The sequence below is a fragment of the Mesorhizobium qingshengii genome (assembly GCF_027563465.1).
Lineage (GTDB): Bacteria > Pseudomonadota > Alphaproteobacteria > Rhizobiales > Rhizobiaceae > Mesorhizobium > Mesorhizobium qingshengii_A.
This window is the reverse complement of sequence record NZ_JAPFQA010000002.1, coordinates 823,815-849,295: the sequence shown is the minus strand read 5'-3', so window position 1 is coordinate 849,295 and position 25,481 is coordinate 823,815. Positions and strand designations below refer to the sequence as shown.

The following is a 25,481-nucleotide window of genomic DNA, read 5'->3' as shown; positions in this document are numbered from 1 at the left end:
TGCGTCAAAACAAAGAGTTAGAGCGGTTTGCCGTTTCCGTGAAACGGTGAACTGATCTAGAGCATGTCGTCCAGACTCCAGTGGTTCGCCCACCGCGCGTCGATTTCATCATCGACGTTTTGAAAACGGATGTCCGTGGACAGCCGGATTCGCCCGTCTGGGCTCTGGTTGGTCGTCGAGGCATGGATCATGTAGGGCGAGTGAAGCACGACGTCGCCCGCCTCGAAATCCGCGATCAGCCAGCGCGTATCAAACCGCTCGGCCATTTCGGGCAGATCTTTCGACACCCAGCCGCCCTCGGTCATGTTGCGGTTGTAGGCGCTGATCCGTTCCTGAGCATCCAGGCCGGCATTGTTCTCGTTGAACCGGGCTTCCATGCCGACGCCGATCGCATGCGACCCCTCGAGATAGACCAGGCCGCCCATATCAACTGAAATGTCGCCCAGGGGTATCCAGGCCGTAACGACACGGCTGGTGCCGCCGCGCAGATAGACAAGATCATAATGCGCCGGCGTCGCGACAGGCGATCCCGGCTGGGTGAAACGCATGATCTTTCGCTTGTGCAGGTAGGACAGCCCGCCCAGGAATTCGTCCATGAAACGGGTCAAGAGCGGTTGCGCGCAAAAGCCTTCATAAGCGGCTGACCGGACCAGCGACATGATGCGGCGATCGGCCAATTTCCGGTCGAATGCGCCGGCCGCCGCCATGCCGAGCGCAGGATCGAGCCCAGGCCTGACCAAACCCGTATCCGCCAGATGCGAAAATACCCAGCCGCGAAAATCGATCACCTTGCTGCGTGGCAACAGGCCTTTGAGCCAGACATAGCCTTGCATCCCGTAGAGGTGGCGAATGGTCTCGATGCCGGCGGACGGATCGGTCGGGGTGAGATACCCCAACCGGTTCGTCGCCGTCGACAGCACTTTGCCGTTGGCCGCAAGGGCGACTGGAGGAACGTCCTGCAATGTTGATTTTGCCCGCGATATCGACATTTCAATCACCCATGGCTTCCAGCCTAGGCTGACAATGCCCTATTGTGGTGGCCAGTGCCCATGAACAGAAGATTCAACCTGGACTTTTCGCTCATGCCTGACCGCCAATTGGCATTGTACCGATCGCCCTCGGCCGCGATGGGCGGCCTGTCGGTGACGGGTGTCGGCCGCCATCGTGTCGAGCAAGCCATTGTCGGGCGAAGGCTGCCGGATTTTGCCGTGGTGCTGGTGGAGCAAGGCAAGGGCTGGCTGGAAACCGGGGCCGCGGGCAAGCAGGCAATCGCGGCGCCCAGCCTGTTCTGGCTGTTCCCCGGCAAGGCGCATTCCTATGGGCCGGACGAGTCGGGATGGACCGAGCGCTGGGCGCTCTTCGAAGGTGCCTTGACGCGCGATTTCACGCGCATGCGTCTGATCGTTGAACAGGCGCCGGTCGTTCGTCTGTCCGATCTCGGCGACATGCAGCGGCTGTTCGATCGGCTGTATGCCGAGCTGTCCCTGGATACCGCGCTAAGTCAGGCGGAGGCCGCCGCCACCGTGCATCGATTGGTCGTGCGGGCCGCCCGGCAAGCGATTGGCTGGGGCAACAGCGAAAGCCGTCCCGATTTCCAGCGCGCCGTCGAGGACCTGCGCAATCGCGCGGTCGAACCGCTTGACCTCAAGGCGTTCGCCGCGAAATTCGAAATGTCGCCGGCGACCCTGCGCCGCAAGTTCGCACTGCACACCGGGCTATCGCCCAAGGCATTCCAATTGCGTATCCGGCTCGACCTCGCCAAGCAATTGCTGGTGACCACCGATTCACCCGTCGAGGCGGTGGCCATGGCGGTTGGCATACACGATGCCTTCTATTTTTCCCGGCTCTTTCGGGATCGTGAGACGTGCTCGCCCAGCGAGTTTCGACACCGCCACACGAGGAAATGAACAGCGACGCGACCATCGATATGATCCCGGAAAGGCTTGACTTTCTTGGGGTCGATGATGCCGCCTCGGAGTGAACCCCCTCGCTTTGGTGGAATCCGCCTTCGCATAAGTTCTTGAATCATATAAGCTTGAGCTTGGGGTAGAGGACGATCAGGAGGGGTTTTGGCACTGGCTGCCAGCAGCACGGCGCGTCTTTGGACGCTTGTCGCGAAGGAGTTCTGGCGCAAAACGCGCCGGCGCCTGCGTGCCGGGCCGGTCTATCGCTGGCGCTATTCCGGCCGCACGCCGGAACGTGTGCTGATCGCGCCGCCGGACCTGCGCCTCGCCGACCCGCAGATCGCGCTTGAGATTTACTACGGCCGCTACCCCTTGTCGGGGCACCTGGTCGAGACCGGCGGCAAGTCGCCTTTCCAGATCAACGTACCCAATCGCGGCTGGCAAAAGACGCTGCACGGCTTTCGCTGGCTGCGCCACATGCGTGCCGCCAGCACCGACCTTGCCGCCGCCAACGCCCGCGCGCTGGTCGCGGACTGGATCGCCATGCATGGCAGCCATATTTCCGGCATTGCCTGGGAGCCCGGCACGACAGCCAAGCGCATCATCGCCTGGCTGCAGCATTCCTCTGTCGTGTTGCAGGGCGCCGAGTTCCCCTTCTACCGCGCCTTCCTGAAATCGCTCGCCATGCAGATCCGCTACCTCAAGTCGATGGCGCGCGAGATGCCCGACGGCAAGGACCGGCTGCGCGCCCGCATCGCGCTGGCCTTCGCCGCCCTTTCCTTGCCGGCACCCGCATCGGCGCTGCGCGGCGCGACCCGCAACCTCGCCGAGGAACTCGACCGCCAGATCCTCGCCGACGGCGGACACATCTCGCGCAATCCGATGGCGGTGCTGGAAATCCTCGCCGACCTTTTGCCCCTTCGCCAGACCTATGCCAACCAGGCGGAAACGCCGCCGCAGGCGCTGATCGGCGCCATCGACCGCATGCTGCCGGCGCTGCGCTTCTTCCGCCACCAGGACGGCAGCCTCGCCCGCTTCAACGGCATGGGCGCCACCATCCATGACCGCATCGCCACCATCCTGCGCCACGACGACACCGCCGGCGCACCGCTCCTGCATGCGCCGCATTCGGGCTATGAGCGCCTGTCGATGGGAGGCGTCACCGTCATCGCCGACACCGGCCTGCCACCGCCGGTCGACGTTTCCAACGCCGCGCACGCCGGATGCCTCGCCTTCGAACTGTCGTCCGGCCGCCAGCACTACATCGTCAATGCCGGCATCGACACCTATGGCGCCGCCGAGTTCCGGCCGCTGGCCCGCGCCACGGCCGCCCACTCGACCGCCACCATCAACGACACGTCGTCGGCACGCTTCAGCCATTCGCTGCGCGTCAACGACCTGCTCGGCTCGCCGTTGATCGGCGGCCCGCAGCACGTCCCGTGCAAGCGCACCGACCAGAAGGGCGTTCAGGGTTTCATCGCCCGCCACGATGGCTATGTCGCCCGCTTCGGCTTCCTGCATGAGCGCGAGCTGAAACTGTCGACGAATGGCAACGTGCTGGCCGGCAGGGACCGGTTCCTGAGGCCGGGCAATGCCGCGATCCGCAACAACGGCCGCGATTTCATCACCGTCCGCTTCCACGTCCACCCCGACATCGACCTGCTGCAGGACGAGCACGATCGCCTGGTCCTGGCCGCAGATCAGGCCGACACCTGGGTGTTCACCTCCACCGAAGTGGTGCCGGAGGTCGAGGAATCGATCTATTTCGCCGGTCTTGGCGGCCCGCGCCGCAGCCGGCAGATCGTGCTCGCCTTCAAGGCATCGGACGTTGCCGAGGTCCATTGGCAGCTGACGCGCACCAGCGTCGCCGGCTACCCGGAAAACAACTGAGCTGACGCGCCAGCACAGTCGGCGCGCTCAAGCCTGTTGCGAAATACCGAAGGCGTCATAGGTGCTGAGCGATGGCGGGCCGGCGAAGGCGAAGCGGATCTTGTCGACCATCGCCGCCGCCTGGCCGCTGCGGTCATAACGCTCCGCGTCCTCGACGGTGCTCCAGACGGTGATTGCCATGAATATGTCGCGCTGCTGATGCTGTTGCAGCAGCACGGCGCTGATGTTGCCGTTCGCGGCGCGGATGGCGGGGATCGCCTCGCCCTCGTAGATCGCCCGCAATTGCTCCGTCGTATCCGGCAAAGCCTTGAATTGGCCAATACGGACAAATGCCATCGGTTCTCCTCCATTAAGAGGAGATGAGCCTATATCCGGGACCACCAAATTGCATGTGAAACCGTCGAATGATGCGCGGCGCTTGATTTCCGGGCCTCATGTGCTACGGCGCGGGCATCCACCACACAAGCCGTGAAAGGCCGCCAGCCCATGGCCGTCGCCGCCAAGAACATTCCCGCCCCTGATCTCGTTCCCGTCCGTCGCGCGCTGCTCTCCGTTTTCGACAAGACCGGCCTCATCGATCTCGCCAGGGCGCTGGCGGCCGCCGGCGTCGAGCTGGTCTCCACCGGCGGCACGGCCAAGGCGATCGCCGAAGCCGGCATGGCCGTGCGCGACGTCTCCGAGCTCACCGGTTTTCCCGAGATCATGGATGGCCGCGTCAAGACGCTGCATCCTTCGGTGCATGGCGCGCTGCTTGGCGTGCGTGACGACCCCGAGCATGCCAAGGCGATGCGCGACCACAAGATCGAGCCGATCGATCTGGTCGTCTCCAATCTCTACCCTTTCGAGGAAGTCCGCCGCTCCGGCGCCGACTATGCCGCGATCGTCGAGAACATCGACATTGGCGGCCCGGCGATGATCCGCGCCTCGGCCAAGAACCACGCCTATGTCGCCATCGTCACCGACCCCGGCGATTACGCCTCGGTGCTCAATGCGCTGGAGATGAATTTCGGCTCGCTGTCGCTGGATTTCCGCAAGAAGCTGGCGGCCAAGGCCTTTGCCCGCACCGCCAGCTATGACGCGGCGATCTCCGGCTGGTTCGCCGAGGCGCTCGAGATCGAGCATCCGACCTGGCGCGCCTTTGGCGGCAGGCTGGTCGAGGTGATGCGCTATGGCGAGAACCCGCACCAGAGCGCCGGCTTCTACGTCAACGGCGACAAGCGGCCGGGCGTCGCCACTGCGCGCCAGCTTCAGGGCAAGCAGCTCTCCTACAACAACATCAACGACACCGACGCCGCTTTCGAACTGGCCGGCGAATTCGATCCGAACCGCTCCGCCGCCGTTGCCATCATCAAGCATGCCAACCCATGCGGCGTCGCTGAAGGCACGTCGCTGAAGGCAGCCTACGCCAGGGCGCTCGCCTGCGATCCCGTCTCGGCCTTCGGCGGTATCGTTGCCATGAACCGTGTCCTCGACGCCGAGGCCGCCGAAGAGATCGTGAAGACCTTCACCGAGGTGATCATTGCACCCGATGCGACCGACGAGGCAGCGGCAATCGTCGCGGCGAAGAAGAACCTGCGCCTGCTGGTCACCGGCGGACTGCCCGATCCGCGCACCCCTGGCACGACGGTCAAATCCGTCGCCGGCGGCCTGCTCGTCCAGGGCAGGGACAATGCCGTGGTCGACGACCTCGAGCTGAAGGTGGTGACGAAGCGCGAGCCGACAGCGGCCGAAATGGCCGACCTGAAGTTCGCCTTCCGCGTCGCCAAGCACGTCAAGTCGAACGCCATCGTCTACGTCAAGGACGGCGCAACCGTCGGCATCGGCGCCGGCCAGATGAGCCGGGTCGATTCCTCACGCATCGCCGCCCGCAAGGCGCTCGACGCCGCCGAGGCAGCAGGCCTTGCCCAACCGCTGACCAGGGGCTCCGTCGTCGCTTCCGACGCCTTCTTCCCCTTCGCCGACGGCTTGCTGTCCGCGATCGAGGCCGGCGCCACCGCCGTCATCCAGCCGGGCGGCTCGATGCGTGACGACGACGTCATCGCCGCCGCCGACAAGCACGGCATCGCGATGGTGTTTACGGGCGTGAGGCATTTCCGGCATTGAGGCGCCTTACCCTTCCCCTTGTGGGGGTGAGAAGCGGTCCGCGCGCCGGACGAAAAGCCAATTGCTTGGCTTTTCGAGCTTCGAACGCCCTGAGCTTGCGAAGGGCCAGATAGCTGATTCCAACCGCCCGGCCGGGTCCCCGCTGCTTCGCAGCGTCCCGGCGTTCGCCGGCCTTTCATCGTGCCACTGGCACGATGAATTCGCTCACGCGAACCGGCTGCTCACCCCCACAAGGGGGAGGGTAAAGTCACTCCGCCGGCCGATCCGCCGGATAGGGCGTCCTGATCAGGATCGCCATGCCGATGGCCAGGAACAGGATGATCACCGCCATGCCAAGCCGGGCCGAGCCGCTGACGGCGGTGATCGTCGCCACCAGGAACGGCGCCAGGAAGCTGGTTGCCCGTCCAGCCAGCGCATAGATGCCGAAATAGCGGCCGGATTCCGCCGCCGTCACGCTGCGCGCCATGTAGGAACGCGACGACGCCTGCACCGGCCCGAAGGCCAGGCCGATCAACAGCCCGTACATGATGTAGGCCTTTTCGGCCGCCGTGCCGAACAGCCCGCCCGAATCGACCGTCGACAGCTGTATCAGGCCGAGCAGCGTGAAGCCCGGACCCGTCGAGACGACGCCGATGGTGGCGACCGAGAGCATCACCAGCGCAATCATCACCACCACCTTGGAGCCAAGTGCGGTATCGAGGCGCGCGGCGATCCAGCAGCCGAAGATGGCGACGACGTTGAGGATGATGCCGAACATGCCGATCTCGGTGATCGACCAGTGGAACATCGCCGCCGCGAAGGTGCCGCCCAGCGCCAACAGCGCATTGACGCCGTCCTGGTAGATCATGCGGGCGACGAGGAAGCGGAAGATGCCGCCGCGCCGGCGCACCTCGGCCAGCGTCGATTTCAGTTCCGACAGGCCTTCGCGCACCGCCGGCCCGATCGCAATGCCCTTGATGGCGTCCGGCGTGAAGAAGAACATCGGCAGGATGAACAGGAAATACCAGCCCGCCGACAGCGGTCCGGTGGCCCTGGCATCCTCGCCCAGCTTCGGGTCGAGCCCGAACAGTGGGTCGATGCCGATGATCGTCTTGCCGGTTTCCGGTGAGCCAGCCATGCAGGTGACGACGAAGATCAGCGCGATCATGCCACCGAGATAGCCGAGGCCCCAGGCAATGTTGGAGATCCGGCCGATCTCGCGTTTCGGCACCAGGCGCGGCATCATCGAATCGTTGAACACGGTCGAGAATTCCGCCGCCACGGAGGCCAGCGAAAACAGCGCCACGACCAGGAACAGGTTGGAGCCGGGCGCGGCGAACCAGAGCAGGGTCAGGCTGGTGATCTTGATCGCGGCGAAGAACGCTATCCATGGCTTGCGCGGTCCGGTCTGGTCGGCGATCGAGCCGAGGATCGGCGACAGCACGGCGATGACCAGCCCTGCCGCGGCGATCCCGTAACCCCAGACGGCCTGGCCGGTGTTGGGGTCGCCCGCCATGCGCGAAACGAAATAAGGACCGAAGATGAAGGTGGTGACGACCGTGAAGAACGGCTGCGCCGCCCAGTCAAAGAACATCCATCCCCAGATGCCGCGCCCGGATGCACGCTGCACTGTTTCTACCGCCATGCTGATTCCCCCGGCCGCGCCCGCGTCGGGCGCCATGTCTGCATGTTTTTCATGGCCGCGCAAATGCGGCCGGCTTCCTACCCGCAACCGCAGTAGCGCAGCCGAAGAAGAAGCGTTTGAACTCGACGTCCAGCCCCTCGGCCCTCAGCATTTCGGCAAAAGCGGAGGCGTCGCCGAAATTGGTCGAGTAGGTGCCGATCCTCGCGAAATCCTGCGCGCCCCTGAGCAGCACCCTCTCGATGAGCGGTAACATGACCTTCAGGTGGAAGAGATAGAGCGGCCTCAGCCACCATCCCTTCGGGTCGGAAGCCTCGATCATGCAGAAGACGCCGCCGGGCTTGAGGCAGCGCGCGGTCAGCTTTGCGAGCTTCGCATGCTGCTTGCCATTGAAAGTCTTCAGTCCGAACGTGGAAATGATGAAATCGGCGCTTTCTTTCGGCAGGTCGCTGGCCAGAACGTCGTCCTCGACGAAGGCGATCTTGTGGGCGCGATGCGCGTGCAGGCGCTCCATGGCGCGGTGATGCATGCCCGATGAGATATCGACGGCTGTTATCGCCCCTATGTCGGGAAAGCGTTTGAGCAGATGCGGCCAGACCTCGCCGGTACCGGCCATCAGATCGTAGCCCTCTGGATCCGGCCCCGTCGGCGCCGGCATCGATTTGACGCATTGCCGGCGCCAGCGCTCGGTAAAGCCGAATGAACATATCCAGCTGAACGTGATGTACTGACTGGAGCAGCGATCGAAGACACCTTTGACGAATTGTGGGTCGTAAATGTCTTCGCTCATGGCCGGGTGGTCACCTCAAGACCGAGCGGCCGCAAGGAATGCCCAACAGACCGCTCGCCCCAAAGCTTGCCCAATAACATCCCGTCACTACATCCCCGACAGATCGCTCATCAGGCCGGATGCGACCGACAGCCGCGACACGGTGATGTCGCCGCCCTCGGTCAGCGCCTGCAGCCGCTCGCGGATGCGCGCCACCCGCTCGCCGCCGGCCTCCAGCCACGCCGCCACCGGATCCGCCGCCTTGGCATGGCCGGTGAGCGCCGCCACCGCGATGCCACGCCGCGCCGAGCCGATCGTATCGGTGGCGCGCGATAGCGCCAGCTGGTCGTAGTAGTCGGAAGGCGTGATCGAACGCGCCGCGTCCTCGACGCGCGGGATGCGGAAGGCATCGCTGACCGCGAAGAACGCCTTCGCCGCGGCAACGATGTCGGCATTGGCCGTCCGCGCCGTCAGCGCGATGTCGGGGATCAGTTCGGCCACGTCGGTCAGCGCCAGCTGTTCGGCCAGCCTTTCCGGCGCGCCGCTCTTGAACAGACCATGCCGCTTGTCCTCGATCCGCTCGCGCGAGAAGGCCGGCAGCAGCGAGGCGAGCTTCGGTTCCAGCGCCTTGCGTGCTTCCTGCAGTTCGGCGATGCGCTGGGCCAGCCCAGCCGTGCCGGCATCGTTCTTCAGATACCAGCCGCTGGTCACGTAGATCAGCCGGCTGACCGCCTGGTAGAGATCGAGCTGCACCTGTCCGTCGATGCGGTTGTCGAGCGCGTCGATCTCGCTATAGAGCGCCGGCAAGGCAAATCCGTCGCGGACGACCGCGAAGGTGCGGACAACGTCGGCGACGCTGCGACCGGTCGCCTCCTGCAGCCGGTTGACGAAGGACGGCCCACCCCGGTTGACCAGGTCGTTGGCGACGACGCGGGCGATGATTTCGCGGCGCAGGCGATGGCCGTGGATCTCGGACGCGAATTTCTTCGCCATGCGCTCCGGGAAATAGTCCATCAGGTCGCGGTCGAAATGCGGCTCGTCCGGCACGTCGCTGGCGACGATGTCGGAAAACAGCACGATCTTGGCGTAGGCGAGCAGCACGCCGAGCTCGGCCCTGGTCAGCGGTTCGCCGCGTGCTTCGCGCTCGGCAAGCGCCGCCGGCGACGGCAGCGTCTCCACGGTGCGATTGAGCAGGCCACGCGCTTCCAGCGCCGCCATGAAGCGGCTCTGGTGAGCAATGTCGGCGAGCCCGCGCTTGCGGGCGATGGAAAGCGCCAGCGTCTGCTCGTAATTGTTGGAGAGCACCAGTGCGCCGACCTCCCCGGTCATCTCGGCGAGCAACTTGTTGCGCGCCGGGCGTGTCAGCGATCCCTTGCGCATGGCCGACGCCAGCGCGATCTTGATATTGACCTCGACGTCGGAGCAGTTGACGCCGCCCGAATTGTCGATGGCGTCGGAATTGCAGCGACCGCCGTTCAGGCCGAACTCGATACGCGCCCGTTGCGTCACGCCGAGATTGGCGCCCTCGCCGATCACCTTGGCGCGCACGTCGAGCGCCGTGATGCGGATGGCGTCGTTAGCGCGGTCGCCGACATCGGCATTGGTCTCGGTGGATGCCCGCAGATACGTGCCGATACCGCCGAACCACAGAAGGTCGACCGGCGCCTTGAGGATGGCGTTCATGATCTCGACCGGCGACGCCGTGGTCTTGCCAAGGCCGATGGCCGCAGCGGCCGCAGCCGGCAAGGTGATCGACTTCTGGTTGCGCGAGACGATGACGCCGCCTTCCGACAGCTTCGTCTTGTCGTAATCCTGCCAGCTCGAACGCGGCAACGCGAACATGCGCTGGCGCTCGGCCAGCGACGCCGCCATGTCCGGATCCGGGTCGATGAAGATGTCGCGATGGTCGAAGGCGGCGATCAGCCGGGTCTTCTCGGACAGCAGCATGCCGTTGCCGAACACGTCGCCCGACATGTCGCCGACGCCGACGACGGTGAAGGGAGAGGTCTGGATGTCGCGGTTCATCTCGCGGAAATGCCGCTTGACCGCTTCCCAGGCGCCCTTGGCGGTGATGCCCATCTTCTTGTGGTCGTAGCCGGCCGAACCGCCGCTGGCGAAGGCGTCGTCGAGCCAGAAGCCATGGCTCTCGCTGATCGCGTTGGCGGTATCGGAGAAGGTCGCCGTGCCCTTGTCGGCGGCGACGACGAAGTACGGATCGTCCTGGTCGCGGCGCACCACGCCGACCGGCGGAATGACCCCGTCGAGGCCGATATTGTCGGTGATCGACAAAAGGCTCGAGACATAGTTCTTGTATGCCGACGTGCCGGCTTCGAAAATGGCGTCGCGGCCGCCGCCCGCCGGCAGGCGCTTGGGGAAGAAGCCGCCCTTGGCGCCGACCGGCACGATGACGGCGTTCTTGACCTGCTGCGCCTTGACCAGGCCGAGCACCTCGGTGCGATAATCCTGGGCGCGGTCCGACCAACGCAGGCCGCCGCGCGCCACGGGACCGAAGCGCAGATGCACGCCTTCGACCTCGGAGCCGTAGACGAAGATCTCCCGCCACGGCCGCGGCTCGGGCAACCCGTCGACCGAGCGCGAATCGAGCTTGATCGCCAGCGACTGGCCCTTGTCTTTCGTATCGGCAACGAAATGATTGGTGCGCAGCGAGGCTTCGATCAGGTTGAGATAGCGACGGATGATGGTGTCGTCGTCGATGTTGGGAACGTCTTCCAGCGCGTCCTTGATCTTGGCCTTGAGATGCTTGGCCGCAACGACGCCTTCCGTCTCGGCGGCCGGCCCGAGCCGGGCGAGGAACAGGGCATGCAGGCCGCGCGCGATTTCGGGATAGCGATTGAGCGCCGCGGCGATGAAATCCTGGCTCTGCGGAATGCCCACCTGCTGCAGATAGCGGCCATAGGCGCGCAGGATGGTGATCTCCCCCGACCAGAGGCCGGCGGTCTGAGCAAGGCCGTTATAGCCATCATTGTCGACGTCGCCGCGCCAGACGGCGAGGAATGCGTCCTCGAACAGCGCGCCATGATCGCCAAGGTCGATCGGCTTGCCGTAGCTGTTCTCAAGCTCCATGTCGTGGATGAAGACCATGCCGGGCTGATCACTCTTGATCATGCCGGTCGCGTCGTCGCCAACCTCGAAGGTGCGCTCGCTGATGACGCGGAAGCCGATGTTTTCCAGCACCGGCACCCGCCGCGACAGCGCCACCGGGCTGCCGTGGTGATAGATCTTCAGCGCCGCCTGGTGTGGCTTCTGATGGGCGCCGCGGTAGTAGTCGATGGCGATCGGATTGGCGGCACTGATCCTGGCGATGCGCCCGGCATCGACCAGCGCCACGGCCGGCGAGAAACTGTCGCGATAGCTTTCGGAAAACCGCGAGGCGATTGCCGACAGCGCCGGATCGGCGCCGGATTCTGCCGCTGTTTCGCGCAGCGCGTCCTCCCAGGTCCGCACGATGTCGCGGATCGCCGCCTCGATCGCTGCCTGTTCGATTTTCGGCGTCTTGCCGCCGGAGCGGCCGATGATGAAGTGAACGCGCGCCAGCCCGCCTTCCGGGAAGGCCGGGTAGTATGCCGACAGCCGCCCTTCGAACACCGTCTTGAGATAGGCGCCGATCTTCTCGCGCACGACACTGTCGTAGCGGTCGCGCGGCACGAAGACGAGGATCGAGACGAAGCGGTCGAACTGGTCGGCGCGCACCAGCGCCCTGACGCGAGGCCGCTCCACCAGCCCCAGAATGGCCTCGGCGTGCTTGCGCAGGATCGGCACCGGAACCTGGAACAGTTCGTCGCGCGGATAGCTCTCCAGCACATTGATCAGCGCCTTGCCGGAATGATCCTCCGGATTGAAGCCGGATTTGGCGATGATGGTTTCGGCCTTCGACCTGAGATACGGGATTTTCATCACCGAGCGCGTGTAGGCGGTCGACGTGAACAGGCCGACGATGCGCAGTTCGCCCGAAAGCACCCCCTTGTCGGTGTAGGTCTTGACGCCGATGTAGTCGAGATAGATGCGGCGATGCACCGCCGACTTGGCATTGGCCTTGGTGACGATCAGCGGCTCCGGCCCGTGCAGGAAAGCACGGATCTCCGGTGTCGTCGTCACCGCTTCGGTGCCGCGCCTGAGTACTAGCACGTCGGGATCGGCCAGGATGCCGAGGCCGGGCTTGTCGGCGCGCTCCAGCATGCCGCTCTTCTCGCTGCCGGTGTACTTGAACTCGCGCATGCCGAGAAAGGTGAAATTGTCGTCGCGCAGCCATTCGAGGAAGGCGATCGCCTCGGTGACGTTGGCCTTGTCGAGCGGCACCGGCGCGTAGCGGAATTCGGAGATCGCCTGGTCGAGGCGGGCCAGCATCGGCTTCCAGTCGGTGACCGCGGCGCGCACCTGACCCAAAAGCTTCTTCAACCGTCCGGCCAAAGCCTCGGCATGTTCGACGGAAAGGCGGCCGATATGGACATGAATGACACTCAGCCGGTCGTGGGCGGTGTCGCTCTTCACGGAGCCGCCGTCGCCGAGAATTTCCTCGACTCCGCCCTTGCCATGTTTGACGACGATAACCGGATGGGTAACGAGCAGCGGCTCGCCGGCACCGTCGGTGATTTCGCCGAGAATGGAATCGAACAGGAACGGCATGTTGTCGTTGACGACGGTGATGACGGTCATCGGCCGGCCTTGGCGGACGACACCGGAATCGACATCGATCGCGACGACGCAGTCGCCCTTCTTGTGCCGGGCGACAGCGCGCCCGGCGAGATCCGCGGCACGCACGAGGTCGGCTACGTCATAGGCGGCGATGTCTTCGGCGGGGGCTCGGGCCAGCAGGTAATCGGCGAGCTTGCCGGACTTGTCTTCCCCCTTTGCCTGGCTCTTTTTCGGCTGGCTTGCGGTTTTCAGGCTGGCCATGACGCTAATTCCCTCCCGTCACATGCTTTTGCGACTATGGTAGCAGATGACCGCTGTTTGGCGACAAAGGTTTGACGGCTTGCAAAGAAATATCGGAATTCGGCGGCAGGCCAACGCGTGATGAGGAGAAACACCCGATGACCGGCAAGATCACCGCGCTTGACCTCGGCAACGCGGACCTCAGCGAAGCGACAAAAGCCTATTTCGCCAAATGCGAGGAGAAGCTCGGCCTCGTTCCCAACGTGCTCCGGGCCTACGCCTTCGACGACAGGAAGCTTCGCGCCTTCACCGACATGTACAATGATCTGATGCTCGGTGAATCCGGCCTGACGAAGCTGGAGCGCGAGATGATCGCGGTCGTCGTCTCCTCCATCAACCACTGCTATTATTGCCTGACCGCGCATGGCGCGGCGGTGCGCCAGCTGTCCGGCGATCCGGCGCTCGGCGAGATGATGGTGATGAATTTCCGCGCCGCCGATCTTTCGCCCAGGCAGGCGGCGATGCTCGAATTCGCGGTCAAGCTGACCGAGGATCCAGCGAAGATCGTCGAGGCCGACCGGGCGGCGCTGCGCCATGCCGGTTTTTCCGACCGCGACATCTGGGACATCGCCTCGACCGCCGCCTTTTTCAACATGTCGAACCGGGTCGCGGCGGCAATCGACATGCGGCCGAACGACGAATACCACGCCATGGCGCGGTAAGGCTCGGCGCTGGAACCCACCCGCGCCTATATTAGCAGCTTCGCATTCTCGTTGCTTGTTTGCCGGTTTGGTCCGATGATCGGCGTGCGGCATGACCGCTTGCCGGTTCGATGCCGCTCACCAAGGGAGGAGAACATGGCGAAGTTTCTCTACATCTATCACGGCTCCGGCAAGATGCCGACGACCGAAGCCGAGCGGAAGGCGATGATGGACGCCTGGACAGGCTGGTTCGGAAAGCTTGGCTCGGCAGTCGTCGACAGCGGCAATCCGGTCGGCATGTCAAAGACCGTCCTGCCCGGTGGCAAGGTGGAGAACAATGGCGGCAGCAACCCGACCGGTGGCTACTCGGTCATCGAAGCGAAAGACATAGACGACGCCACCAGCAAGGCCAAGGACTGTCCGATCCTTATGGAACCCAACTGCAACGTCGAGATCGCGCCGATCATCAACATGATGGGCTGACGCCTCGCCTCAGGACCGTGCCGCGATCGCTGCCGCGGCACCCGCCATGGTGCCGGCGCTGACGCGGTTGGCGATCTTCATGGCGCGCTTGCTTTTCAACAGCTTGCGCGCCTGCGCGGCGGCGAGCACCCAGGCGAGGTCGATGGCCACCAGCACCACGGCCATGGTCGCCGTCAGCTCGACCCAGCCGACGAGGCTGACCGAAGCGAGGTCGATGATGGTCGGCAACAGCGCCAGGTAGAACATCATGATCTTGGGGTTGCCGAGCGTCACCGCCATGCCGGCGAAGAACAGTCTGACGGCCGAATCCTCGCGCGGCATCTCGCCCTCGCGCGCCTCGACCGGCGCGGTCCACATCTTCCAGGCGAGGTAGGCAAGATAGGCAACGCCAACCCATTTCACCAGGACGAAGGCGAAATGGAAGGTCTGCGCCACGACAGCCAGCCCGAACACCGCCAGCGACAGCCAGATGCCCTCGCCGATCCACATGGCGAGCAGGAACGGGAACACATCGCGAAAGCCCTTCGAGATGACCCGCGCGACGAGCGCCGCGATCGACGGACCGGGCGAGCCGGCGGCAACGAACAAAGCGGCGGCGAAGATCAGAAGCGAGGTGACGTGCATGGCACTGCCTTACAGCGGTTGAAGGGCGGACGATATCCGATCGACATCACCGCTTGCAACTTCGGTAGCCGCAGATCCCGGGCCGGCTCAGCGTTCGGCCATGCCCTTGACTGCCATGCCTGACTTGCAGTCAGCTTGATCTTGCCGATCAGGCGGGAGGAGGAGTTTTCGTGGTTGTGCGGAGTTGGCGCGCGGTCGTTCGACGGTTCGCAATGCTGGCTGTGCTGACAGCCAGCATCGCGCTCAGCGGGGCGCCCCTGGCCGCAGCATCGTCGAGGAAGCCGCCAAAGTATGATCACGTCGTTGTCGTGATCATGGAGAACCACGCCTTTGACCAGATTGCTCGGGCGGGACGAGCTGCCCCCTATTTGAACAAGCTGGCGAAGGGCGGCGCCGTGTTCGATCGATCCTACGGGGTTGCTCACCCCAGCCAACCCAATTACTTCGCGCTGTTCAGCGGCTTGACACAAGACGTCCATGACGATGGCATGCACGTCTTTGCCGCGCCGAACCTGGCCGCTCGTCTTCGGGCTCACGGCAAGACGTTCGCGGGCTACGTCGAAGCCGGATCGCCACGAAAACACAATCCCTGGGAATCGTTTGCGGACGCAAAGGGATCTGAGAAGTCCTTGGCCCAGTTCCCTCGCGACTACGCGAAGCTGCCATCCGTGAGCTTCGTGATCCCCAATCTCAGGAATGACATGCATGATGGCACAATAGAGGCGGCTGACACCTGGTTGAAAAATCATCTTGGAGGCTACGCCGTTTGGTCGAAGAAAAACCACAGCCTCTTGATAGTGACGTTCGATGAAGACGACTACCGCTCAGAGAATCATATATTTACTGTAATCCACGGCTTTGGAATCAAGCCGGGACGGTACTCTGAAAAGATTGATCACTATTCGGTCTTGCGAACCATTGAAGAGATAGAAAGCATACCCCCCTTGGGCATCAGCGTCATCAGAAGGGTGATCGCAAGTGGCTGGAACCAACGGTAATTTCCCACTGGACAAGCACTGGTTGCCAGCATCGCCGCCAGTCCCTCCTCCCGTCGCCCCGACAATTGGCAGTCTCCAAACAAAGTCGGAAGCCATCATCCGTTTGAAGTCACTGCCGCCTTGCCGTCGTCATTGGCTACGGCTAGAAATTCCGCCCCGACACCATTTCGAGCTTCACTTTGCCTACGTAACCGCCGGTCTCGTCAACTCCCCCGACACAATGCATGGCGCCGTATTCGCGGTGTCTGTTTTCATTTTCACGTGTTCCTCTGGGCGGCGGTTCGAGACCGGTTTGGCACTGCTGAACCGCTGTCGCGCGCAACCGCCCGTGACGCCTGATTTCCGATCATAGCAAGCTTGCGCCACGCCGTGCCCCATGGGCATCTCGACATCGCCGACCTGATGAACTTCCCGACGGGAAGGGCTTATCGGCATGTCTGGTTATCTGTGCATCCACTGGGCGATCACGCCTGAAATCGCACCTCGGCCACTCATCAACTGCAATCGCTGCGGCGGCGTGAAGGCCTATCGCTGCAGCGAGAAATTTCGCGTCAACGCCAACGGCAAGCGCATCGACGTCTGGCTGATCTATCGCTGCATCGACTGCGACAATTCCTGGAATTTCGGCATTCTCGAGCGCTGCAACCGCCGCGACATCGAGCCGGCGCTGTTGCGGGCGCTGGAAAGCAACGATCCGGCATTGGCGCGGCGCCACGCTTTCGATGTCGTTGCCCTGCGCAGCCGTGTGGGGCGTGTCGAAGAGTTTCCCGATGTGACTGTCCACAAGCAAAGGCTCGGCGACACAGGGGAAAGCGCAACCGCGCTGGAACTCAAGCTCGGGCTCGAAATGCCGACGTCGCTCCGGCTCGACAGGCTGCTTGCCAATGGACTCGGCATCTCGCGATCGCGGCTTCAGGCACTGGAAGACAGGCGATTGCTGATTATTGACCCGGAAGGCGCCAGGGCGCTGCGCAAGCCGGCCCGGGATGGAGCGACGATCCGCATCGATCTCGTCGCCGAACCCGATCGCCAGGCCATCATCTCGGCTGCGGGTGGATAAATGAAAAGAGGGGCGGAGCACATGAGTACTCCACCCCTCCCGGCTCTTGGAAAATTGACAGCTTACGCCGCGCCGACCGCCTTGGCCGACTTCTCGAAGCGCTTGCGCTCGTTCGGATCGAGATAGAGCTTGCGCAGGCGGATCGTCTTTGGCGTCACCTCGACCAGCTCGTCGTCCTGGATCCAGGCCAGCGCGCGCTCCAGCGTCATGCGGATCGGCGGAGTGAGCTTCACCGCCTCGTCCTTGCCGGCGGCGCGGATGTTGGTCAGCTTCTTGCCCTTCAGCACGTTCACTTCAAGGTCGTTGTCACGGCTGTGGATGCCGATGATCATGCCCTGATAGACCTTGACGCCCGGGTCGATGACCATCGGGCCGCGATCTTCCAGGTTCCACATGGCATAGGCCACCGCCTCGCCCTGTTCGTTCGAGATCAGCACGCCGTTGGTGCGGCCCGGCAATTCGCCCTTGTAGGGCTCATAGGCATGGAACAGCCGGTTCATCACGGCGGTGCCGCGTGTGTCGGTCAAAAGCTCCGACTGGTAGCCGATCAGGCCGCGCGTCGGCGCGTGGAAGACGATGCGTTGGCGGTTGCCGCCGGACGGGCGCAGCTCGACCATCTCGGCCTTGCGCTCCGACATCTTCTGCACGACGATGCCGGCATGCTCCTCGTCGACGTCGATGACGACTTCCTCGACCGGCTCGAGCAATTCGCCATTGTCGCCCTTCTGCATGACCACGCGCGGACGCGACACGGCGATTTCAAACCCTTCGCGGCGCATCGTCTCGATCAGCACGGCCAGCTGCAATTCGCCGCGGCCGGAAACGAAGAACGAATCCTTGTCCGGCGATTCCTCGATCTTCAGCGCGACATTGCCTTCGGCCTCGCGCAGCAGGCGGTCGCGGATGACACGGCTGGTCACCTTGTCGCCTTCGGTCCCGGCCAGCGGTGAATCGTTGACCAGGAAGGACATGGTCACGGTCGGTGGATCGATCGGCTGCGCATGCAGCGGCTCGGTCACCGAAGGGTCGCAGAAGGTGTCGGCGACGGTGCCTTTCGACAGGCCGGCAATGGCGACGATGTCGCCTGCCTGGGCTTCTTCGATCGGCTGGCGCTCGAGGCCGCGGAAGGCGAGGATCTTCGAGATGCGGCCGGTTTCGACCAGCGTGCCGTCATGGTGCAGCACCTTGACCGGCTGGTTGGACTTCAGCGTGCCGGACTCGATACGGCCGGTGATGATGCGGCCAAGGAACGGGTTCGCTTCCAGAATGGTGCCGATCATGCGGAACGGACCGGGATGCACGGTCGGCGCCGGCACATGCTTGATGACGAGGTCGAACAGCGGCGCCAGGCCCTGGTCCTTGGGGCCTTCCGGATTTTCGGAAACCCAGCCGTCGCGGCCCGAGCCGTAGAGAATCGGGAAATCGAGCTGCTCGTCGGTGGCGTCGAGCGCGGCAAACAGGTCGAACACCTCATTGACCACCTCGACATGGCGGGCATCCGGGCGATCGATCTTGTTGATGACGACGATCGGCTTCAGGCCGACCTTGAGCGCCTTGCCGACGACGAACTTGGTCTGCGGCATCGGCCCTTCGGCGGCGTCGACCAGCACGATGGCCGAATCCACCATCGACAGGATGCGTTCGACCTCGCCGCCGAAATCGGCGTGGCCGGGGGTGTCGACGATGTTGATGCGGGTGTCCTTCCAGTCGACCGAGGTCGCCTTGGCCAGGATGGTGATGCCACGTTCCTTTTCGAGGTCGTTGGAATCCATGGCGCGCTCGGCGACGCGCTGATTGTCGCGGAAGGAGCCGGATTGCCGCAGCAATTGGTCGACGAGGGTGGTTTTTCCATGGTCGACGTGCGCGATGATCGCGATATTACGGATTTTCATGTTCTGGTCTCGGGAGCGTTGCAGGCAGCAGGCCAAAAGGCGCTGCCTCTTTCGGTTGCGCGGCTCATACAGGGTTTTTCGCATTTGCGAAAGAGGAAGCGCGACACCAAATACTCATCAAATCTTAAGCATCCTCGTGTGAGATGATTTTGTTAACCAAGGCGGGAACCTTTCCGGGTCCCGGGCAGTTCGAACGTCATGACCGATAAACTCAACCGATTTTGGCCGCTCATCGCATCGGTAGCCTTTGCCGTCCTGCTGGCGGCCAACGCCGCACAGTCGGCGGCGACACTGAAGCAAGCACGCCCTGCCTTGTCGGCGGACGCGCCGTCGGCCGAACAGGTTTTCGCCGATGCGCCCGACGGCGTCGACCCGATGGTGACCGGCCCGGTCAGCGCCGCCTTTAAGCAAAGGCAGGACGCCAACAATTGCGACAGCGCCGTCTGGCCGAACATCCCGATGGTCTGCTATCCGGATTAGGATCGGCAGCCTATGCCACGGGCTGGTGATTTAATCCGTTCTTGCAATCGAAAATATCGACATCGAAAGCGCTGACCGCGCCTCACCCTCCCCCTTGTGGGGAGGGTCGATCCGCGAAGCGGAGCGGGGTGGGGATCTCCCCACGCCGGCGCTTCACCCCCACCCCGTCTCGCCAGCTTCGCTTTGCGAAGCCACCTCGCCGACCAGGGGGAGGGTGAACGGGCCTCAGGCCCTTACGCCGACCGCACCGGGTCGAGCGTGACCTTGTAGAGTTCGTTGTCGTCGCGATCCATCAGCCGCACCGTCATCTGTTCGCTGGCGCCGTTGATATCGACCAGCCCGAAGAACTGCAGGCCGGCCGATGGCGGCAGGTTCTGGCCCTGCTCGGCGGTCGGCGCCTTGATGAACTTCAGTTCCGGACCGAAGGTCATGTCGAAATCGTTGGGGCCGAACGTACCGGCATGGATCGGTCCCGAGACGAATTCCCAGAACGGATTGAAATCCTGGAACTGCGCCTTGTCTGGATTGTAGTAGTGCGCCGCCGTGTAGTGCACGTCGGCGGTCAGCCAGACAGTGTTGCCGATGCCGGCATTCTTGATGTAGCGCAGCAGGTCCGCGATCTCGAGCTCGCGACCCTTTGGCGCATCATTGTCGCCATTGCTGACCGCCTCGGCGCCGGCCTTCTTGGCACCGTCATCCCAGACGACGAGGCCCAGCGGCATGTCGGCGGCAATGATCTTCCAGGTCGCCTTCGAATTTGCCAGCTCCCGCTTCAGCCACTTCGTCTGCTGTTCGCCAAGCATGCGCGATTGCGGCGTCATCTCATCCTGCATGTCCGGACCGTTGGGGCCCCGATAGGAACGCATGTCGAGGAAGAACACGTCGAGCAGCGGTCCGTAGGCTATCTTGCGATAGACGCGGCCGGGCTCGGACGGTTCGTAGCGGATCGTCGTCATTTCGTGGAAGGCGCGCGCCGCACGCGCCGCCAGCACGTGGATGGATTTCTCCGTGTAGCGGTTGTCGGCGCTCAGATCCTTCGAATCCGACCAGTTGTTCAGCACCTCGTGGTCGTCCCACTGGTAGAAGGTCGGACAGATGGCGCTCAAGCCGAGCACGTTCCTGTCCATCATGTTGTATTTCCACTGGTCGCGATATTCATCCAGCGTCTCGGCGACCTTGCGCTTGCCGTCGATGAGCACGGCGTTCTTCCACTTGCCGCCGCCGGGCAGATCGACCTCGTCCTTCATCGCGCCGTCGGCATAGATGGTGTCGCCCGAATGCAGGAAGAAATCGGGCGTGTGCTTGCCGATGGTGGCGTAGGTCTTCATGCCGGTCTCGTCGATGCCCCAGCCCTGGCCGGCGGTGTCGCCCGACCAGGCGAACCTGATGTCGCGCCTCGAGGCGGGCGCGGTGCGGAAGCGGCCGGTGATCGGCTCCGAGACGGCGTTGACGTCGGCGAGATCGGCCGCCGTCATGCGATAGAAGATGTCCTGGTCGGAGGCGAGATCGGTGAGCAGCCGCTTCACCGTGTAATCGCTGGCCGGCGAGGTATCGAGCGGCGCCAAGCGGGTCGCGTTGGCGAAATTCTCCGTCGACGACACCTCGAACATGACGCGCGAGGGGCGGTCCGTGCGCGTCCACACCATGCCGCTGGTCGCGTCGACATCGCCCGACTGGACGCCATGCGTGAAGGCCGGGCGCTGGCTGGCGCGCGAATAGTATGGCAGCGCCAGGCCGGAAACGCCGACCAGGCCAACGGCGCTGGCGGAACTGACGAAAGCACGGCGGGTCATCGAGAGCTTGTTCATGGCTGTCTCCTGGATGGCGTTGAACGGTGCCACCAAGGTCCAGCGTCAATGTTTCAGCGGCATCTCGAAACCGTGAAGTTTTTCTGACAATGCACTGGTGCGACAATGCACTGGCAAGGCGAGCCGCCGGCTATGCAGCCTGCGGTTCGGGATCGAAAGCCGGACGGCTGGTGTTGATCAGCAGCGAGATGCAGGCGGCGGCGATCGCGGTCATGCCGGCGATCAGGAAGGCCAGCTCATAATTGCCCTGCAGTTCGCGCATGGTGCCGCCGAAGGCAGCGGCTGTGGCCGCCCCGACCTGATGGCCGGCGACGATCCAGCCGAACACGATCGGTCCGCTGCGGTCGCCGAACGCCTCGTTGGCGAGCCTCAGCGTCGGCGGCACGGTGGCGATCCAGTCGAGGCCGTAAAGGACCGCGAAGATGATCAGGCTGGTCGCCGAGAAGCCGGAATAGGGCAGATAGATCAGCGACAGGCCGCGGATGCCGTAGTAGACGCCGAGCAGCTTGCGCGGGTCGAAGCGGTCGGTGAGCCAGCCCGACAGCGTCGTGCCGATCAGGTCGAAGATGCCCATCATCGACAGCAGGCCAGCCGCCTGCACCTCGCCGATGCCCATGTCGCCGCAGAAAGCGATCAGATGCGTGCCGACCAGCCCGTTGGTGGTGAAGCCACAGACGAAGAAGGTGGCGAACAGGTACCAGAACACCCGCGTGCCGGCGGCGCGGCGCAGCGTGTTGAGCGTGTGGGCGAGGAAATTGCCCTGCGAGGCCGGCGATGTCGGCGGCACGTCATCGGCCTCGGCGCCAAACCGCACCATGCCGATCGAGGCCGGCCGCTCCGGCACCAGCAGCCAGACCAGCGGCAGAAGACAGGCGGTGGCGACCGCGACGGCGATGGCGACCGGCTTCCAGCCGCCCGATTGGGCGAGCGAGGCGAGCAGCGGCAGGAACACCAGCAGGCCGGTGGCGCTGGAGGCCGACATCAGCCCCATGACAAGGCCGCGATTGGTCTTGAACCAGCGATTGACGATGGTGGCGCCGAGCACGGTGGCGACCGCGCCGGAACCGATGCCGGAAAACACCCCCCAGGTGATGAACAGATGCCAAGGCTTGGTCATCAGCAGGCTGAGCGCGGTCGACCCCGACATCACCATCAACGAGGCGAGCAGCGTGCGGCGCAACCCGATCCGCTCCATCAGGGCAGCGGCAAATGGCCCGGTCAGACCGTAGAGGAAGATGCCGATGGCAGCGGCCACCGAAACCACATCACGCCCCCAGCCGAAGCTGTTTTCCAGCGGCAGCATCATCACCGCAGGCGCCGAACGCAGGCCGGCCGCGATCAGCAGGCAGAGGAAGATGACGCCAACCACGACGAAAGCGTAGCGCTGGCCAAATGGGCGGGATTGAGCTATCATGTTACTGACCGGTACGTTTCAGGGGTGGAAGCATGTATACGTACCGATCGGTAACATTGTCAATCGAGTCACACGATGCCAACGGACAAAAATATTGAACCGACCATCAAGAACGGTCATGCGTCGGCTCCGCCGAAGGCCGCCAAGAAGATCCTCGACGTGGCGCGCGACCTGTTCTACCGGCAGGGCATCAGGGCGATAGGCGTCGACGAGATCGTCAGGCGCGCCGGCGTCACCAAGCCCAGCCTCTATCGCAGCTTTCCCTCCAAGGACGAGCTGGCGGCCTCCTACCTGCGGCAGTACGACCTTGAGTTCTGGGACCGCTTCGACGAGGCTGTGAACGCTCATCCCGGCGACCCGCGCGCCCAGATCAAGGCTTTCCTGACCCGTGTCGGCAAGCGCACGCAGATGCCGCAATATCGCGGCTGTGGCATGACCAACGCGGCGGTCGAATATCCCGAGCACGGCCATCCGGCGCGCGTGGTCAGCGAGGCCAACAAGCAGGAATTGCGCCGGCGCCTGCGCGCCATGGCAGCGGCGATGGATGCCAGCGATGCCGATACGCTCGGCGATGGGCTGCTGCTCCTGATCGAGGGCGCCTATATCAGCGGCCAGTTGTTCGGGTTCGGTGGCCCGGCGCAGTCGGTGGCGACGAATGCCGATCTGCTGATCGAAGCAAGCTTGAAGAAATAGCGATTGGCGATACGCTGGCGACCTCCAACGGAGATGTCCGCGATGCGCAGCCTGTTGATTCCGCTTGTCCTCGCCAGCGTCTGCCAGGCGGCGCAAGCCGGCGACATTTCCAGCGCCTACACCGATCTCGACTGGAAGAAGGACTGCGTGACCTATGCGCAAGCCGAGGAAGGCGACGGCGACTGGGCGGATCTCGCCTGTTCTGGGTATCGCGGCTATCCCGTGCTGGTCGCCTATGACGACGCCCGTGAATCGCTGTTCTACGGTTTTCCGCCCGGCGGCGACATGACGTCCGCCTGGGAGAGCTTTTCCGGCTTCAATTCGTCCGCAGCCAAGGTCGAGTGGCGCATCGAGACCAATGGCGACAAGGCCGTGCCGTTCGCGGTCATCCATCGCCGCTCGATCAGCAATCCCGAGGATGACAACAAGCCGACCGAAGTGCTGCTCGTCGCCAAGGTTGGCCAGATGGATGGTCGCGACAGCTGCACCGTCGGCCTGGTGCTGGCCACCGGCAATCCCGGCGCCAATGACCAGGCGCGCAAGCTTGCCGACGAGAAGGCGCGCGCATTCGCCTGCGGCAAGGACAAGCACATCGTCATCGGCAACGTGCCGGCTTTCGGCCGCGTCGACAATTGAGAGCGCGGCAATTCAAACCGGCGTGATGCAACGCATCAGTTAGATATCGTCGGTTCGCGCCGCCCCTCGTTGCACTGCCGGGCATTTCTCTCCGTATCGTCACGGGGAGAAAGACGCCATTTCGCCAAATGTCGGGGCTGCAGAAAAGGCGCCGAGGATCGCGACAGCCCCATCTCCCCGTCACGATACGGGGAGGTAAGAAGTGGTCCGCGCAGCGGACGAGAAGCCAATTGCTTGGCTTTTCGAACGACGAACGCCGGCAGGCGGATGAGCGGCAGCGCTACACTTGGGAGTTCGTTCTCAAACTCCGGCACACGGCTACTTGCTCGCTTTCGCCCGCGCGATCGCCTCGACGATCATCTTCTTGGCATATTTGGAATCGTGCCAGCCCTCGATCTTGACCCATTTGCCCGGTTCGAGGTCCTTGTAGTGCTCGAAGAAGTGCTGCACCTGCTGGCGTGTGATGTCGGGCAGTTGCGTGTATTCGGTGACGTTCTCGTAGCGCAGCGTCAGCTTGGGCGACGGCACCGCGATGACTTTCTCGTCCTGGCCAGCATTGTCTTCCATCACCAGCACGCCGATCGGCCTGACATTGATGACGCAGCCCGGCACCAGCGCGCGCGTGTTGCAGACCAGCACGTCGATCGGATCGCCATCGCCGGAGAGCGTGTGCGGCACGAAGCCGTAATTGCCGGGATAACGCATCGATGTGTGCAGGAAGCGGTCGACGAACAGTGTGCCGGCCTCCTTGTCCATCTCGTACTTGATCGGCTCGCCGCCGATCGGCACTTCGATGATGACGTTGATGTCCTCCGGCGGATTCTTTCCGATGGCTATGGCTTCAATGCGCATGGCTTTGTCCCTCTTTTGATGGGAGACCGATAGCGGGCGGCGCGCCATGGTGCAATGCGGCGAATGGTGCTGGGCATGGTCGGAAGGCGCACTGGCAGAAAGGTCGGGCCGTCACTCCCAGACGAAGGCGACCTTCTTCAGCGCCTTCTGCTCGAAGATCTCGACGCCCTCGGCAACGTCTCGGCCGCCGGCGCCGGCATAGAAGGCGAGCGCGTTCTGGTTGTCTTCCAGCGCCCACACCACCATGCCCTTCAGCCCGTGATCGGCCAGACGCGCCCGTGCCGCCGCGAACAGGCGGCTGCCGAGCCCGATGCCCTGATATTCCGGGCGCAGGTACAATTCGTAGATTTCGCCTTGCTGCCGCAGTTCCCGGGCCCGGTTCTTGCCGACCGTCGCATAGCCCGCGATCGTCCCGCCGATCTCGACGACCAGGACGGTGGCGGCGCGGCGGATTGCGTTCGCCCACCAGTCGGCGCCGCGGCGGTTGATCATCGATGTCAGGGTGCGGTGCGGAATGATGCCGGAATAGGCGCCGCGCCAGGCCTGCAGGTGCACCTCGGCGATGGCGCCAGCATCGCGCGGCTCGGCCTTCCTTATGTCGATCGTCAGCGTATTCATGATTTGTTAACCATAAACCCGCATCGCCCGATTGCAAGAGTC

General features: G+C 63.8%; 21 protein-coding genes. 10 read left to right on the top strand and 11 right to left on the bottom strand.

All coding sequences use genetic code 11. From position 1 onward, the window contains the following. Nucleotides 1–56 precede the first annotated feature (56 nt). Nucleotides 57–989 carry a phytanoyl-CoA dioxygenase family protein gene (locus OOJ09_RS08790; protein WP_269904806.1) on the bottom strand — a complete coding sequence of 311 codons (933 nt, stop codon included), beginning with the start codon at nt 987–989 and terminating at the stop codon, nt 57–59. A 93-nt stretch (nt 990–1,082) separates the two neighbouring features. Here OOJ09_RS08790 and OOJ09_RS08785 point away from each other — a divergent pair, with 93 nt between their 5' ends. Then, the gene (locus tag OOJ09_RS08785; protein WP_269904805.1) at nt 1,083–1,907 is read left to right on the top strand and encodes a helix-turn-helix transcriptional regulator; all 825 of its coding nucleotides are present in this window, start codon (nt 1,083–1,085) and stop codon (nt 1,905–1,907) included. 162 nt (nt 1,908–2,069) lie between these two features. After that, nucleotides 2,070–3,794 (top strand): heparinase II/III family protein, encoded by a 1,725-nt coding sequence (locus tag OOJ09_RS08780; RefSeq protein ID WP_269904804.1) that lies wholly within the window; start codon nt 2,070–2,072, stop codon nt 3,792–3,794. Between the two features lie 27 nt (nt 3,795–3,821). Here the strand turns inward: OOJ09_RS08780 and OOJ09_RS08775 are convergent, their stop codons facing one another. Next, nucleotides 3,822–4,130, bottom strand: a complete 309-nt coding sequence (locus OOJ09_RS08775) for a putative quinol monooxygenase (RefSeq protein ID WP_269904803.1) — start codon at nt 4,128–4,130, stop codon at nt 3,822–3,824. A gap of 150 nt (nt 4,131–4,280) precedes the next feature. Between OOJ09_RS08775 and purH the strand changes: the two genes are divergently transcribed. Further along, nucleotides 4,281–5,897, top strand: coding sequence for a bifunctional phosphoribosylaminoimidazolecarboxamide formyltransferase/IMP cyclohydrolase (purH, locus tag OOJ09_RS08770; protein ID WP_269904802.1), 1,617 nt, complete (start codon nt 4,281–4,283; stop codon nt 5,895–5,897). A 247-nt stretch (nt 5,898–6,144) separates the two neighbouring features. Here purH and OOJ09_RS08765 read toward each other — a convergent pair whose 3' ends face one another. The 3 genes from OOJ09_RS08765 to OOJ09_RS08755 all read right to left on the bottom strand — a co-directional run bounded on the left by OOJ09_RS08765 (nt 6,145) and on the right by OOJ09_RS08755 (nt 13,201). Beyond that, nucleotides 6,145–7,521: an MFS transporter gene (locus tag OOJ09_RS08765; RefSeq protein ID WP_269904801.1), complete on the bottom strand. Its 1,377-nt coding sequence runs from the start codon at nt 7,519–7,521 to the stop codon at nt 6,145–6,147. 49 nt (nt 7,522–7,570) lie between these two features. After that, nucleotides 7,571–8,308, bottom strand: coding sequence for a class I SAM-dependent methyltransferase (locus OOJ09_RS08760; protein ID WP_269904800.1), 738 nt, complete (start codon nt 8,306–8,308; stop codon nt 7,571–7,573). Between the two features lie 87 nt (nt 8,309–8,395). Next, nucleotides 8,396–13,201 (bottom strand): NAD-glutamate dehydrogenase, encoded by a 4,806-nt coding sequence (locus OOJ09_RS08755; RefSeq protein ID WP_269904799.1) that lies wholly within the window; start codon nt 13,199–13,201, stop codon nt 8,396–8,398. Nucleotides 13,202–13,338: 137 nt separating this feature from the next. Here OOJ09_RS08755 and OOJ09_RS08750 point away from each other — a divergent pair, with 137 nt between their 5' ends. Further along, complete coding sequence (locus OOJ09_RS08750; RefSeq protein ID WP_269904798.1) at nt 13,339–13,902, top strand: peroxidase-related enzyme; 564 nt, start codon at nt 13,339–13,341, stop codon at nt 13,900–13,902. Nucleotides 13,903–14,037: 135 nt separating this feature from the next. Further along, nucleotides 14,038–14,364, top strand: coding sequence for a hypothetical protein (locus OOJ09_RS08745; protein WP_269904797.1), 327 nt, complete (start codon nt 14,038–14,040; stop codon nt 14,362–14,364). Between the two features lie 9 nt (nt 14,365–14,373). On the opposite strand, the gene OOJ09_RS08740 is transcribed toward OOJ09_RS08745, so the two are convergent. Further along, nucleotides 14,374–14,988, bottom strand: a complete 615-nt coding sequence (locus OOJ09_RS08740) for a LysE family translocator (RefSeq protein WP_269904796.1) — start codon at nt 14,986–14,988, stop codon at nt 14,374–14,376. A 212-nt stretch (nt 14,989–15,200) separates the two neighbouring features. Here OOJ09_RS08740 and OOJ09_RS08735 point away from each other — a divergent pair, with 212 nt between their 5' ends. Both OOJ09_RS08735 and OOJ09_RS08730 read left to right on the top strand, forming a co-directional pair. Next, nucleotides 15,201–15,986, top strand: a complete 786-nt coding sequence (locus OOJ09_RS08735; protein WP_269904795.1) for an alkaline phosphatase family protein — start codon at nt 15,201–15,203, stop codon at nt 15,984–15,986. Nucleotides 15,987–16,419: 433 nt separating this feature from the next. Beyond that, nucleotides 16,420–17,046, top strand: a complete 627-nt coding sequence (locus tag OOJ09_RS08730; RefSeq protein ID WP_269904794.1) for a DUF1062 domain-containing protein — start codon at nt 16,420–16,422, stop codon at nt 17,044–17,046. Between the two features lie 62 nt (nt 17,047–17,108). Here the strand turns inward: OOJ09_RS08730 and typA are convergent, their stop codons facing one another. Continuing rightward, nucleotides 17,109–18,938, bottom strand: coding sequence for a translational GTPase TypA (typA, locus tag OOJ09_RS08725; protein ID WP_269904793.1), 1,830 nt, complete (start codon nt 18,936–18,938; stop codon nt 17,109–17,111). A gap of 198 nt (nt 18,939–19,136) precedes the next feature. Between typA and OOJ09_RS08720 the strand changes: the two genes are divergently transcribed. Beyond that, complete coding sequence (locus tag OOJ09_RS08720) at nt 19,137–19,418, top strand: hypothetical protein (protein WP_269904792.1); 282 nt, start codon at nt 19,137–19,139, stop codon at nt 19,416–19,418. Between the two features lie 233 nt (nt 19,419–19,651). On the opposite strand, the gene OOJ09_RS08715 is transcribed toward OOJ09_RS08720, so the two are convergent. Together OOJ09_RS08715 and OOJ09_RS08710 are read right to left on the bottom strand one after the other, a co-directional pair. Beyond that, entirely contained in the window at nt 19,652–21,226 is a 1,575-nt protein-coding gene (locus OOJ09_RS08715) for an alkaline phosphatase D family protein (RefSeq protein WP_269904791.1), read from the bottom strand. A 130-nt stretch (nt 21,227–21,356) separates the two neighbouring features. Further along, nucleotides 21,357–22,640 carry an MFS transporter gene (locus OOJ09_RS08710; protein ID WP_269904790.1) on the bottom strand — a complete coding sequence of 428 codons (1,284 nt, stop codon included), beginning with the start codon at nt 22,638–22,640 and terminating at the stop codon, nt 21,357–21,359. A 75-nt stretch (nt 22,641–22,715) separates the two neighbouring features. Between OOJ09_RS08710 and OOJ09_RS08705 the strand changes: the two genes are divergently transcribed. Next, entirely contained in the window at nt 22,716–23,333 is a 618-nt protein-coding gene (locus OOJ09_RS08705) for a TetR/AcrR family transcriptional regulator (protein WP_269904789.1), read from the top strand. 42 nt (nt 23,334–23,375) lie between these two features. Then, nucleotides 23,376–23,969: a hypothetical protein gene (locus tag OOJ09_RS08700; RefSeq protein WP_269904788.1), complete on the top strand. Its 594-nt coding sequence runs from the start codon at nt 23,376–23,378 to the stop codon at nt 23,967–23,969. A gap of 318 nt (nt 23,970–24,287) precedes the next feature. On the opposite strand, the gene ppa is transcribed toward OOJ09_RS08700, so the two are convergent. Together ppa and OOJ09_RS08690 are read right to left on the bottom strand one after the other, a co-directional pair. Then, on the bottom strand, nt 24,288–24,821 hold the full coding sequence (gene ppa, locus OOJ09_RS08695) for an inorganic diphosphatase (protein WP_269904787.1): 534 nt from the start codon (nt 24,819–24,821) through the stop codon (nt 24,288–24,290). Between the two features lie 111 nt (nt 24,822–24,932). After that, nucleotides 24,933–25,439: a GNAT family N-acetyltransferase gene (locus OOJ09_RS08690; protein WP_269904786.1), complete on the bottom strand. Its 507-nt coding sequence runs from the start codon at nt 25,437–25,439 to the stop codon at nt 24,933–24,935. Between the last annotated feature and the right edge of the window lie 42 nt (nt 25,440–25,481).

What these genes read in the sequence shown, in the direction of transcription:
- OOJ09_RS08690 (WP_269904786.1), bottom strand. Translation starts at nt 25,439, where the DNA reads ATGAATACGCTGACGATCGACATAAGGAAGGCCGAGCCGCGCGATGCT.
- OOJ09_RS08720 (WP_269904792.1), top strand. Translation starts at nt 19,137, where the DNA reads ATGACCGATAAACTCAACCGATTTTGGCCGCTCATCGCATCGGTAGCC.
- OOJ09_RS08740 (WP_269904796.1), bottom strand. Translation starts at nt 14,988, where the DNA reads ATGCACGTCACCTCGCTTCTGATCTTCGCCGCCGCTTTGTTCGTTGCC.
- OOJ09_RS08715 (WP_269904791.1), bottom strand. Translation starts at nt 21,226, where the DNA reads ATGAACAAGCTCTCGATGACCCGCCGTGCTTTCGTCAGTTCCGCCAGC.
- OOJ09_RS08765 (WP_269904801.1), bottom strand. Translation starts at nt 7,521, where the DNA reads ATGGCGGTAGAAACAGTGCAGCGTGCATCCGGGCGCGGCATCTGGGGA.
- OOJ09_RS08700 (WP_269904788.1), top strand. Translation starts at nt 23,376, where the DNA reads ATGCGCAGCCTGTTGATTCCGCTTGTCCTCGCCAGCGTCTGCCAGGCG.
- typA (WP_269904793.1), bottom strand. Translation starts at nt 18,938, where the DNA reads ATGAAAATCCGTAATATCGCGATCATCGCGCACGTCGACCATGGAAAA.
- OOJ09_RS08755 (WP_269904799.1), bottom strand. Translation starts at nt 13,201, where the DNA reads ATGGCCAGCCTGAAAACCGCAAGCCAGCCGAAAAAGAGCCAGGCAAAG.
- OOJ09_RS08775 (WP_269904803.1), bottom strand. Translation starts at nt 4,130, where the DNA reads ATGGCATTTGTCCGTATTGGCCAATTCAAGGCTTTGCCGGATACGACG.
- OOJ09_RS08735 (WP_269904795.1), top strand. Translation starts at nt 15,201, where the DNA reads ATGCTGGCTGTGCTGACAGCCAGCATCGCGCTCAGCGGGGCGCCCCTG.
- OOJ09_RS08750 (WP_269904798.1), top strand. Translation starts at nt 13,339, where the DNA reads ATGACCGGCAAGATCACCGCGCTTGACCTCGGCAACGCGGACCTCAGC.
- OOJ09_RS08705 (WP_269904789.1), top strand. Translation starts at nt 22,716, where the DNA reads ATGCCAACGGACAAAAATATTGAACCGACCATCAAGAACGGTCATGCG.
- OOJ09_RS08730 (WP_269904794.1), top strand. Translation starts at nt 16,420, where the DNA reads ATGTCTGGTTATCTGTGCATCCACTGGGCGATCACGCCTGAAATCGCA.
- OOJ09_RS08760 (WP_269904800.1), bottom strand. Translation starts at nt 8,308, where the DNA reads ATGAGCGAAGACATTTACGACCCACAATTCGTCAAAGGTGTCTTCGAT.
- OOJ09_RS08710 (WP_269904790.1), bottom strand. Translation starts at nt 22,640, where the DNA reads ATGATAGCTCAATCCCGCCCATTTGGCCAGCGCTACGCTTTCGTCGTG.
- OOJ09_RS08785 (WP_269904805.1), top strand. Translation starts at nt 1,083, where the DNA reads ATGCCTGACCGCCAATTGGCATTGTACCGATCGCCCTCGGCCGCGATG.
- purH (WP_269904802.1), top strand. Translation starts at nt 4,281, where the DNA reads ATGGCCGTCGCCGCCAAGAACATTCCCGCCCCTGATCTCGTTCCCGTC.
- ppa (WP_269904787.1), bottom strand. Translation starts at nt 24,821, where the DNA reads ATGCGCATTGAAGCCATAGCCATCGGAAAGAATCCGCCGGAGGACATC.
- OOJ09_RS08745 (WP_269904797.1), top strand. Translation starts at nt 14,038, where the DNA reads ATGGCGAAGTTTCTCTACATCTATCACGGCTCCGGCAAGATGCCGACG.
- OOJ09_RS08790 (WP_269904806.1), bottom strand. Translation starts at nt 989, where the DNA reads ATGTCGATATCGCGGGCAAAATCAACATTGCAGGACGTTCCTCCAGTC.